Annotated in this window: 9 protein-coding genes; 2 read left to right on the top strand and 7 right to left on the bottom strand. The window is 64.0% G+C overall.

Going from position 1 to position 10,829, the window contains the following annotated elements:
• Positions 1 to 28: 28 nt before the first annotated feature.
• The 6 genes from L1O02_RS13035 to speD all read right to left on the bottom strand — a co-directional run bounded on the left by L1O02_RS13035 (position 29) and on the right by speD (position 7,673).
• A complete protein-coding gene (locus tag L1O02_RS13035; RefSeq protein WP_060839868.1) occupies positions 29 to 283 on the bottom strand; it encodes a phosphopantetheine-binding protein in 255 nt (84 codons plus the stop codon).
• On the bottom strand, positions 280 to 2,511 hold the full coding sequence (locus L1O02_RS13030; protein ID WP_108545545.1) for a fatty acid--CoA ligase family protein: 2,232 nt from the start codon (positions 2,509 to 2,511) through the stop codon (positions 280 to 282). Before L1O02_RS13030 ends, L1O02_RS13035 begins: the two co-directional genes overlap by 4 nt.
• A complete protein-coding gene (locus L1O02_RS13025) occupies positions 2,501 to 3,628 on the bottom strand; it encodes a radical SAM protein (protein WP_060839870.1) in 1,128 nt (375 codons plus the stop codon). The genes L1O02_RS13030 and L1O02_RS13025 overlap by 11 nt, the downstream gene beginning before the upstream one ends.
• 3 nt (positions 3,629 to 3,631) lie before the next feature.
• A complete protein-coding gene (locus tag L1O02_RS13020) occupies positions 3,632 to 5,446 on the bottom strand; it encodes a radical SAM protein (RefSeq protein WP_108545546.1) in 1,815 nt (604 codons plus the stop codon).
• Positions 5,446 to 6,945, bottom strand: coding sequence for an alkaline phosphatase family protein (locus L1O02_RS13015; protein WP_235760029.1), 1,500 nt, complete (start codon positions 6,943 to 6,945; stop codon positions 5,446 to 5,448). The genes L1O02_RS13020 and L1O02_RS13015 overlap by 1 nt, the downstream gene beginning before the upstream one ends.
• Positions 6,946 to 7,253: 308 nt before the next feature.
• A complete protein-coding gene (gene speD, locus L1O02_RS13010; protein ID WP_082729906.1) occupies positions 7,254 to 7,673 on the bottom strand; it encodes an adenosylmethionine decarboxylase in 420 nt (139 codons plus the stop codon).
• 426 nt (positions 7,674 to 8,099) lie between these two features.
• Between speD and L1O02_RS13005 the strand changes: the two genes are divergently transcribed.
• Positions 8,100 to 8,642: an Hsp20/alpha crystallin family protein gene (locus tag L1O02_RS13005; RefSeq protein ID WP_060839873.1), complete on the top strand. Its 543-nt coding sequence runs from the start codon at positions 8,100 to 8,102 to the stop codon at positions 8,640 to 8,642.
• Positions 8,643 to 8,737: 95 nt separating this feature from the next.
• Here the strand turns inward: L1O02_RS13005 and L1O02_RS13000 are convergent, their stop codons facing one another.
• The gene (locus L1O02_RS13000) at positions 8,738 to 8,920 is read right to left on the bottom strand and encodes a universal stress protein (RefSeq protein ID WP_235760279.1); all 183 of its coding nucleotides are present in this window, start codon (positions 8,918 to 8,920) and stop codon (positions 8,738 to 8,740) included.
• Between L1O02_RS13000 and ftsH the strand changes: the two genes are divergently transcribed.
• Positions 8,919 to 10,784, top strand: a complete 1,866-nt coding sequence (gene ftsH, locus L1O02_RS12995; protein WP_235760028.1) for an ATP-dependent zinc metalloprotease FtsH — start codon at positions 8,919 to 8,921, stop codon at positions 10,782 to 10,784. The genes L1O02_RS13000 and ftsH overlap by 2 nt on opposite strands.
• Positions 10,785 to 10,829: the final 45 nt, after the last annotated feature.

Here is a 10,829-nt window from a genome sequence, read left to right as displayed (position 1 = left end):
TGGCAAACGGGATCGGCCGCCCGCCGTGTCAGCCAATCCGGGCCTGGGTCTTGTCGGCGACGAAGGCCTCCAGACGCTCCAGGGAATTGACCAGTTCGATGGACAGCTCGTTGTCCTCGATGGAGAAGCCGAATTCGGTTTCCACCTGGATCAGCAGTTGCAGGGCGTCGATCGAGTTCAGCCCGAGGCTGCCGATCAGATCCCCTCCCGAGAGGTCTTCCCGGTTCAGTTCACGGCCCACGGTGCTGGAGAACACTTTGATCAAGCGGTCGGTGTCGGTCATTTTTCTAAACTCCTGGTGAATAACATCGTGCATTGGTAAATCGTCGATTCGCGGCGCCAGACTTGCTCGGCTACGAATCCTTGGCGCGCCAGCGCCGTCACCACCTCGGCCTGCCTCGGGTACTGGCAGCCGCCATGGGTCAGCCAGTCCACGCCGACGGCCGCCGAAGCCGTGTCGTTGAAAAAGATCTCGTCGATGATCAGCTGGCCATCGGGCCCCAGGCGTTCGAGCAAGGCCGGCAGGGCCTGGGCCACCCCGGGCTGATGCAGGGTGTTGTCGAGCACGATCACGTCGAACCCGCGCGCGTCCAGTTGCACCAGGTCCTCGTGGCTGTGCACCGGGATATCCGCCGCCGGTGGATTGAGCCCGCCCAGCTGGACGATCCGACTGGCCCGGCAATCCAGGCGCCGACGGCCCAGCAGGGCCTGGGTGTACACCGCGCCGGTGGCGCAGATATCCAGCAGGGCGATGGCCCTGGGCGCGTTGTGCAGGGCCTTGCGCCAGGTCAGCTGGGCCGCCAGCTGCTTGTCCGCCCCGGCCACCGCGCGCTGGTAGCGCCGCTGCAGCTGCGGGTGCTTGGGCGTCTGTTCGAAGGCGCGCCGATCAAGGCCGTCGTGCAGCACCGCCAGCATCGCGTCCAGGCGATTCCAGTGGCGACAGTTGAAGGACTCCAGGTCCAGCACCGCGGCCAGGTCCTCCAGGTCCCGCGGCGTCTCGGCCTCCGGGGCCTCGTGCAGCAGGCCGTTGGCCTGGGCCGTGTCGAAGGCCACTGCCAGGGTGTGGGCATGCAGGCCGGTGCGCTGGGCGATCTGATCGACGCTCAGGCCCTGGGCACTGAGCTGCAAGGCCCCGCTCTCCCACAGTGCCAACAGCAACTGCGAACGCTTGTAGGCATGGGCAGCCTCCAGCAACACCTGATTGCTCGCCGGACGATAACGCCGGCTGAGCAGCGGCTTGCCGTTGCCGCTGCGGGCGATCAGCGGCGTGCGCTCGAAGCGATCGGGAACCTTGGCCGGCGCCAGGTGGGCCAGGCAATGTTCGCGCAGCAGTCGCGGGTCCCACGGGCGTTGCGGGTTCCAGACCACGAAGGCGAAGACATGGTCGTTGCCCGACTGGGCGGACTTGACCGCGCGCACCGCGCAGTCCTGCACATCCGGGTGGCTGCCCAGCACCGACTCGATCTCGAACGGCGAGATCCAGCGCTCGCCACGGCGGATCGCCGTACTTTCGCGACCGACGATGCTGTAGCCGGCGGCGCTCTGTTCGGCGATGTCGCCGGTGTCGTAGAGACGCCCGTCCTCGAGTCGTACCTTGAGGGCGAAGGGCTGGCCCGGCGCCCCGGGCTGCAGCACCTCGATCCCCGGCATGGGAAAGCCGATGGACAGCGGCGGCAACGGCGCGACGCCGGCAAATACGGCACCGCTTTCGGTACTGCCATAGTTGCGCGACAGGCCGATGCCGAAGGCCTGCTGGAACTGCTGGTCGAGGTGTCCGTCCACGGGACCGGCGCCGGACATCACCCCCTTGAGCCGCTCGGGACGCGTTCCGGGTCCGCCGCGCTGGGCCAGTAGACCGGCCAGCAGTGGCGTCACCACGGCATGGCTGGCCCAGTGGCGTAACGCCTGCAACCCGGCCCCCAGCTCCGTGGGCTTGCAGATCTGCACCTGGCACCCGGCCAGCAGCGCACCCCATAACCAGCCCAGCGCATAGGCGTGATACACCGGAGCGATGAACAGCACCCGGTCCTCGGGGCCCAGTTGCAGCAGGCGGCAGTAGCGCAGGCCTTCGTCGCGCCAGCTTTGCAGGTCGCGAAAGATCAGCGATGGCTCGCCGGTGGTACCCGAGGTCAACAGATAGATGCCACGCCGCTGCGGCAACTGCGCCGGCACGCCAGTGCCCGGCTCCAGGCGAGTCACCTGCAATTGCCCCTGGTCCAGCGCCAGACAATGGCTGATGGCGGCCTGAGCCGCGTAGCGCTGCAATTCCCCGGGCCGGGCGTCACTGGCCACCAGTAGCGGCGACAGGCCGTGCTGCAACAGCATCAGCAGCAGAGCGACATGCTCCAGGGAGCTGTCGAACACCAGCAGCAGGCGCTGCTGACCACTGTCGGCCAGCGCTGCCAGCGGCGGCACCCAGCGCTCGCGCATGGCGGCAGGCAAGGCGGCCAGCACCGGGCCTGCGGTCACTTCGCTGAACCAGCGCTCGTCGTCAGGCAACTCATGCACCATTGCGATAGGCCTCCTTGGCGTGTTCGAGCAGGCTCCTGACCGCTGCCGGGGCGTAAGACGGCGCGCGGCACAGTTCGTCGAGGCTGATGGCGTCCTCGAAGTACAGGCTCAGGGTGTCCCAGGGGGTGAAGCAGCCCTTGCAGGCATCCAGGCGCGGCCGCTCGGCCAGCAACAGTTGATAGAACGGTGAACGGTTGACCGGGGCCAGGGCCTTGTTCCAGTCGTCCTCCAGCAGGTTGCCCATGTTGTGGAACCAGATGTTCGGGCACGGTGTGGCCACGCCGTCGCTGAAGGTCGACAGCACCAGCCGCGGCAGGTGGCAGCGCCAAGTGCGCCGGCCCTGGTGGTAGAACGAGCTGAGCCGGTCCAGGTAGGCCTTGGGCGGCAGGATCTGCGGGTAGCGCTCGCGCAGCTCGAACAACTCATCGATCAGCGGATACTGCTCGGGCCGGACCTTGAAGCTGTCGCTGTCCGGGCCGCGCACGGGGAAGGGAAACAGTTGCGGCGGATTGTCTTCGAAGCGGGCGCACCATTCGACGAATTCCCGCAGGTAAGGCGCACTGCGATCATTCAGCACGCCGTAGATTTCCAGCGGCAGGCCGGCCTCCAGCACCATGGCGATGCGCTCCATGATCATCTCGTGGATGCGCGGCGACAGGACCCGGTAGCTGTTGCCCTCATAGTGGCTGCTGTCCAGGGATATCTGCACCACGACATTGCCCAGTGCGGCCAGGCGCCGCACCTTGTCCCGGGTCAGCGGCAGGCCGTTGGTCTGGACGATCAGCACCTCGTGCAGCGGCGCCATGCGCTCGATGAAGGTCATGATGCCCTTGATGATGAAGATCTCGCCGCCAGTGAGTTTCAGCAGCGGCGGCCTGAAGGTGCGGTTGACCCGCTCGACGATGGTCTGCAGGCGCTGGCCCAGTTCGCTGTCTTCGCTGTAGACGTCATGCACCGGCGGTTGAAAGATTAACTTGCCCTCGTGGGACGACTTCATGTTGCTCTGCCCGGTCAGGCAGTAGGTGCATCCCAGGTTGCAGGAATCCTCGTTGATCACCAGGTCGTTGCCCAGCAAGCGGCTGTGGCCGAGGAAGTTCACCGGTTCGGCATTGGTCATGGCTCAGGCCTCCTTGCTGAACTGGATATCGCGCAAGCTCAGGCCCGCGCGGTGCAACTGCATGCTGATGCCCAACTGGACCTGGCGTAGCTCGCCGAGCTTGCCCCGGTAGAACTGCTCGACCTGGGGCCGCCGCTCGTGGGCATAGGCCTCGGTGAGGGTGCCCTCCTCGGCCAGGTCGGTCATCTGGGAAATCAGCTCATAGTTGAAGTCGCTCATCTGCCGGCGCAGCTCGGTGGCCTTGGCTTCCCCCGCCTGCAGGATCGCCAGGCCCCGGGGGTCATCCAGCACCGCTCGGCGCAGGCGCGACATGAAGGTGTGCATGACGATGTCGTAGGTCTCGAACTCGAACACCGCCGGTTCCTTCTCGATGACCATTTCCGAGGCGTACTTCTCGCCGTAGAGCAAGGCGCTGATGGACGACAGCTGGCGCACCCGCGGGTCTTCGAAGTCGTAGCTCAGGGCATTGAGCGAGACGTCGAAATCGTCATGCAGCTTGCCTTCGGCGCGCAGGGTCTCCACGGCTTCGGCTCCGGGATAGAGCTCCAGGCGCACGGTGTAGCGGCGCAGGTTGTAGCCCATGTACTGACGCAGGAAGAGGTTGTTGTCGCGGATCTCCTGGAAGGTCGACCAGGGGTGGTAGGCGATGAAGCCGAAGGCCACGTAGATGCCAGCACCACGCACCAGTTCGATGGCACGCTTGTTGTCCTCGACCGTGGATTTCTTCTTCCAGCGGTCCAGGCCGATCTGCGAACCCGACTCGATGCCGATCAGCACTTTTTCCAGGCCCGAGCGGTACAGCAGGTCCAGCAGCGGCTGGTCCTCGGCGTGCCAGTTCTTGGCCTGCATGCAGCAGTTGTAATAAATCTTCAGGCCGCGATCGAGCACGCCCTGGGCGATGTCGGCGATGCGCTGTTTGGCGAATGGCGCGCCACCCGGGTCTTCGAACGTGGAGTCGACGAAGTCGAAGGTGTTGAAGTTGTACTTGTGATACAGGCGCTCGATTTCGTCGACGATGTTGTCCGGGGTCCTGGCCCGCCACAGCTTGCCGGGGTTGATCTTGTTGCCGGCGTGGGGGGCGTTGCAGAAGGTGCAGCGGGCGGTGCAGCCGCGGGTGGTAGCCAGGCGCAGATAAGGCAGCTTGCCATGGTTGAGTTCGAACTGATCCCGGGCCGGTTCGGGCAGCATGTCCAGCTCCGGCACCGGCTTGCCGATGGGGTTGTCGATGACGAACCCGCCCTCCTCGCGCCAGCTCAGGCTGGGCACCGAGGCGTAGTCACCGTGATCCCAGAAGGCCTCCACGTAGCGCACTAACGGCACATCGCCCTCACCCCGCACCAGGGCGTCGAGGAAGCTCCAGTTGGGGTTGCTCAACAGCTTGGAGCCGAGGAAGGTGGCCAGCGGACCGCCGGCCAGAAAGGCCACCCGCGGCTCCAGCGCCGCGCGCAATGCCGAACCGAATGCGGTGGCGTGGCTGACGGTGACCGTGGTCAGGGAGAACCCGATCAGGTCGGGCTTGAAGGCCACCACCTCGGCGATGGCGATCTCGTCGCCGTGCTGGATCGACTTGACCTCGACCACCAGGCACTCGGCCCCCAGGTCCCGCAGGATCGACACCAGGTAACTGACGCCCAGGTGCTCGGAGCTCATGACCAGGTCGCCGTCGAGCAGCACCGGGAAGCACACCCGCATGGGGTGCGGCTTGCGGAAGTCGACACTGGAATGCAGTGGATTGGCCGCCGGCGCATCGAGCGACTCGGCCAGATTGGTCAGGGGAATCAGCCCTTCGGCGGCGTTGGTGAACGGTACGGTTTCCATTAAAAGTACCCAATTTGCTGTAATTGGCTGTCCATGAAGCGCTGCTCTTCTTCACTCATGCGGGGCCCGCCACTGCCTTTGCGCCCGGGCTCGCGCCGGGGCTCGTGGGGCGGTTCCAGCAGCCAGTGGCCTTCGAGCCCTTCCGGCACCGGCAGCCCCAGATGGGCGAGGATCGTCGGGTAGATGTCTTCGATGCGCGCTTGCAGCGCGACGTCTTGCGCAAAGCTCGAACCGCGGATGAAGACGATGCCGTCGGGACGATGCACCCCGCGCTGGGCCGGCGAGCTCCAGACCTGCCCGGTGAGGCTCGGGGTCGGCATGACGCTGAAGTCCCTGGGGATCAGCAGGTAGTCGGGGGCATCCGACAGGCGCGCCCCGACATAGACCTGGTCGGCACGGACCAGCCTGAACCAGGGCCGGCCCTGATCGTCGAGCACCTGGGCCAGGGCGCGCTTGAGGCGCTCTTCGGCGGCCGGCAACTGCTCGTCGGTCAAGCGGCCCTGGGCCTCGCGCCCGACCCGGTTGGCGTTCAGGCCGAAGCAGCCGGGAGTGGGCATGTAGAAGTCGGTGCGCGACCAGTCGATCAGCCGCCGGTAGCTGGCGGGGTCATCGAACCAGGAGCGCGCGCCCGGATCGTCGTGCGCCGTCTCGGCCCCGTCCTGCTGCCGTTCGAAGCGGGTTGCCAGCAGGCCATGCTGCTGGAGGAATTCGTGCACGCTGAAGTCGGCCTCGCACAGGCCGAAGCCGTGGTCGGAAGCCACCACCACCAGGGTCTGGTCGTCGGTCAGGGTCAGCAAGGTGCCCAGCGCCCGGTCGATGTCGACATAGCACTGTTCCACGGCCGCACTGGGGGCCTGGGCATCGCCCCAGTAGTAATGACTGACCCGGTCAACTTCGGTAAAGACCACGAAGAGTGCATCTACCGGCCGGTTCTTTTGCAGAAAACAGCAAGTTTCAGCACGACCGTCGATAAACTTTCGCGCCTGCTCGCAATAATCTTCCTGACCGCGATACATGGTGACCAGATCGGAATGATAGTGCAGGCCCGCCTGCATCAATTCATGCATCAAGTTGCCGGGTGCGGTATATCTCAATGTCTTTGCCAGGGGCCAGCTGATCATGTAGCCGCCCTGCAAGTCGGCCGGCGGATGAGTCATGGGGATGTTGTAGGCACCCACTTTCAGGCCATGGCGCTGCAGGGTCAGCCAGCAGGGCTCGCGCCCGTAATCGGCGGCATTCATGGCCCTGAAACGATAGTCGTCACTGTGGGTCGACCAGAACTGGTAGATCCCGTGCTCACCCGGGGAAACCCCGGTAAACATGGAGGCCCAGCCCGGTGCGGTATGGGGTGGAAAGGTCGATTGCAGCACCCCATGGGCGGCGTGCCGACGCAATGCGCTGAAGTTGGGCAACAGGCCCCGCGCCATCAATTGCTGGAGCACGGCATGGGAGGCGCCATCGACACCGAAGACCAGCAACTTCAACTTTTGATCTTCCATGATCATTCACTCCCAAGAGATAAACATAATGAACAGCAGGTTACGAACAGGCACCAGCCGGCCACTGGCCTATAACCACTTATAAAAAGCAATCAACTAAGGTCCTGCTCTTTCAAACTTGAAAGAAACAGTGCAACTTGCAAGCGGACAGGTCATTTAATGGCAATGCCAAAACAGACCATCACGTCCTGGATGAACAAGACCCCCTGAAACAAACATCGACTTGCAACAAACTGGCTTAACGCATTGATCGGCTGTTCATCCACCGATGTACCTGCGAGCGCCCTGCGCTCCCCTGGGGTGTTCGCTCAGTAACTGCGCAGCCCCGGAGTCGCCAGCGCCGGCCTGGCCGCTTGACTGTCGCCGCCCGGCGCTCCGCGCTCGACGATCTTCATCGCCCGTACATCGCACTTCAGGCTGGCGCAGATGTAGTCGAAGGCCTTGACCGGGTCGCAGCGGGTTCCGCAGGTAAAGATGTCGAGAAACAGCGCACCGTGCTCGGGATAGGTGTGAAAGGAAGCATGGGACTCCGCCAGCATCACCAGCACCGTCGCCCCCTGCGGCTCGAAGCGCTTGGTCATGGTGCCGCACACTGTGGCCCCGGCTTCGACGGATGCTGCGCACAGCAACCGGGTCAGGGCCTCTATGTCGTTGAGCTGTTCGGGAGAGATCTGATAGAGCTCGCCCAGGGTGTGCCTTCCAAAAAACGCATTGGCATCCGGGTTCATATGACGTCCCTGTATCGACGCAGGCGGGTAGCGATAGTCGGTGAATAAACGGCTGCTGGAGCCCCACTGCACTGCTTGCAGGGCTCCGATGATGGGGCAGCCGCCGCCCGCGGATCCACCCTTGCGTGCACGGGGTTATTTGAGTTTGTGAGCAAATTATTCCAATTGTTTCCGAGGGGCTTTGCGCATCTCATCGCCTGCCCAAGACAGTTCACCGCTCTTCTGATCCAGATCAACGACTCCCCAGAGGTGAGCGCCGAGATTAAGACCCAGCAACGGCTTCATCACAGGCGTTGGCTACGGCGGCTTGCGCCGGACGGACGCCGTGATGCTGGACGTTGAATCGGCAAGCACATCCGATCTGCCCAGGCGGCTCGAAGAGAGGATGTTCATCGTCCGCCTGCCATCCGAAGAGGAGAACCGAAAATGAGCAACTCCGTGAAGAAGATGCCGGTCACCACTGAAGACAAATCCACCCGGCATCCGCTGGCCACAGACCTTTGGCGGCCCCTGGAAAAACTGCGCCAACAAGTCGATCACCTGTTCGATGACTTCAATCGCGGCTCGGGGCTTTCACCCTTCGGTCGTGGACTGTTCGATGTCGAACCCTTCTGGCGCCGCGAACTGATGGGCCACGGCATGCCTGCCGTGGACATCTGCGAGAAGGACAAGAGCTACGAGATCACCGCTGAACTGCCCGGCATGGACCAGAAGAACATCGAGATCAAACTGTCCAACGGCAGCCTGATCATCAAGGGCGAAAAGAAAGAGGACAAGGAAGAGAACCGCAAGGGCTATCACCTCAGCGAGCGTCACTACGGCTCTTTCGAGCGGGTGTTCAATCTGCCCAAAGGCGTCGACGCCGAGAAGATCGATGCCAGTTTCAGCAAGGGCGTGCTGAGCATCTCGCTGCCGAAAAAGCCTGAAGCCATGAAGGCGGACACAGTCGTGCCGATCAAGGGCGAGTAGGTTCCGCACTAGGGTGCCCCTTGCCGCAACAGCGGCAAGGGGCTTTTTCCTGGCGCCGCCCGAAGACGATCGATGTGTCGCTCCACCATCGGGCTTTAGTGCCCGCCCGGCGCTGCAAATGGCGAACGGCTTGAGGCCACCGCTGACTGCGCCTTGACCGCCAGGACGCTGCAGGGCACCTGGTAGAGGATGTGTTCGGTGGTGCTGCCCAGCACGTTGTCCAGGCCGTGGTACTGGTGACGGGCTGCGTGGCCCTGCCCTTGTCGAGTCATGAGCATGAAGAAGAACCACCAGTGGAACCTGTCGTACTTCGTGATCGCCTTTATGCTGTTCACGCTCGTGCAGACTCTGTTCATCGAACGTCATGCCGCGCAGAACATTCCTTACAGCCAGTTCCTGCAACTGCTGAACGAAAAAAAACTCAGCGACCTGCAGATCGAGAAGGAACGGATCAGCGGCAGACTGCTGGCTCCCATCGACGGCCACGACAGCTTCACCACGGTGCGGGTCGATCCGTCACTGGCTGGCGACCTTGTCCAGTCAGGCGTCGGGTTTACCGGGGTCAACGACTCTTCATTCTTGAGCGGGCTGATCGGCTGGCTGTTGCCGTTGGTCCTGATCATGGTGATCTGGCACTTCCTGTTTCGCGGCCTGGCCGAAAGGCAGGGGCTTGGCGGCTTGATGAACATCGGCAAGTCCCGGGCCAAGGTGTTCGTCGAACGCGATACCGGGGTCAGGTTCGCCGATGTCGCCGGGATCGATGAAGCCAAGGCCGAACTGGTGGAAGTGGTCTCCTTTCTCAAGGACCGGGCCAAATACGCCCGTCTGGGCGCGCACATTCCCAAGGGGACGCTGCTGGTCGGCCCGCCCGGCACCGGCAAGACCCTGGTGGCCAAGGCCGTTGCCGGTGAAGCCGGTGTGCCGTTCTTCTCGATTTCGGGGTCGGAGTTCGTCGAAATGTTCGTCGGCGTCGGCGCGGCCCGGGTTCACGACCTGTTTGAACAGGCTCGACAGGCGGCGCCCTGCATCATTTTTATCGATGAACTCGATGCGCTGGGCAAAGCCCGCGGCGTCGGCGCGTTCGGCGGCAACGATGAAAAGGAGCAGACCCTCAATCAGTTGCTCGCCGAGCTGGACGGATTCGACCCCCGTGAGGGTGTGGTGCTGCTGGCTGCGACCAACAGGCCGGAGATTCTCGATCCGGCCCTGCTGCGCGCCGGGCGCATCGACCGTCAGGTGCTGATCGATCGGCCGGATCGCACCGGTCGACAGGCGATTCTCAAGGTCCACCTGCAGAAGATAACCGCGTCGCCAGCCCTGGATGCGGAGCGGATCCCCGAGATGACCACCGGTTTCACCGGGGCCGACCTGGCCAACCTGGTGAACGAGGCTGCCATCGTCGCCACCCGTCGTGGCGCCGCGGCGGTCGAGCTTGACGACTTTACCGCGGCGATCGAACGCCTGGTGGCCGGGGTCGAACGAAAAAGCAGCGTGCTGCGCCCGGAAGAACGCCAGGTCGTGGCGTATCACGAGATGGGCCATGCCCTGGCCGCCAGCCACCTGCCGGCCATGGATCCGGTGCACAAGGTTTCGATCGTGCCGCGCTCCATGGGCTCACTGGGCTACACCTTGCAGCGCCCCACCGAGGACCACTTCCTGATCAGCTGCCAGATGCTCAAGGACCGGATGGTCGTGCTCATGGCCGGGCGCGCCGCCGAGTTTCTGGTCTATGGACAGACCTCGACCGGAGCCGCCGATGATCTGGCCCATGCCACCGATATCGCCCGCCAGCTGATCACCCGGTTTGGCATGAGCGCCGAACTCGGCCAGGCCGTGCTGGAACAGCGCAACGCCACCTACCTGGGTGAACGCATCCAAGGCACGGGCGAGAAGGATTACTCGGAGCAGACCGCCCGGGAAGTGGACCTTGGCATTCGCGCGCTGCTCGATGAAGCCTACCAGCGCGCCAAGGCCTTGCTCGAACGGCTGCGGGCCGATCTGGACGCCGGGGCCCGTCTCTTGCTGCAGAAGGAAACCCTGACTCCCGAGGAGTTCGCCGCGCTGCTGCCGGCGCAATCGGCTGCCACGAGCATGGCAAGGACCGGCGTGACGCCCGCCTGCCCTTCGCAGGTGAGCGGATGACGACTCGTCTGTTTCATCCATCCTCGGCGGCATCAGCGCCCACGG

Origin of the sequence: Pseudomonas sp. BC42, assembly GCF_021560055.1 — a bacterium.
Lineage (GTDB): Bacteria > Pseudomonadota > Gammaproteobacteria > Pseudomonadales > Pseudomonadaceae > Aquipseudomonas.
This window is presented reverse-complemented; position numbering and strand designations above follow the sequence as displayed.

Bases quoted from the DNA above. Each gene is read 5' to 3' on its own strand.
- ftsH (WP_235760028.1), top strand. From the start codon at position 8,919: ATGAAGAAGAACCACCAGTGGAACCTGTCGTACTTCGTGATCGCCTTT.
- L1O02_RS13035 (WP_060839868.1), bottom strand. From the start codon at position 283: ATGACCGACACCGACCGCTTGATCAAAGTGTTCTCCAGCACCGTGGGC.
- L1O02_RS13000 (WP_235760279.1), bottom strand. From the start codon at position 8,920: ATGCTCATGACTCGACAAGGGCAGGGCCACGCAGCCCGTCACCAGTAC.
- L1O02_RS13030 (WP_108545545.1), bottom strand. From the start codon at position 2,511: ATGGTGCATGAGTTGCCTGACGACGAGCGCTGGTTCAGCGAAGTGACC.
- L1O02_RS13015 (WP_235760029.1), bottom strand. From the start codon at position 6,945: ATGGAAGATCAAAAGTTGAAGTTGCTGGTCTTCGGTGTCGATGGCGCC.
- L1O02_RS13005 (WP_060839873.1), top strand. From the start codon at position 8,100: ATGAGCAACTCCGTGAAGAAGATGCCGGTCACCACTGAAGACAAATCC.
- L1O02_RS13020 (WP_108545546.1), bottom strand. From the start codon at position 5,446: ATGGAAACCGTACCGTTCACCAACGCCGCCGAAGGGCTGATTCCCCTG.
- L1O02_RS13025 (WP_060839870.1), bottom strand. From the start codon at position 3,628: ATGACCAATGCCGAACCGGTGAACTTCCTCGGCCACAGCCGCTTGCTG.
- speD (WP_082729906.1), bottom strand. From the start codon at position 7,673: ATGAACCCGGATGCCAATGCGTTTTTTGGAAGGCACACCCTGGGCGAG.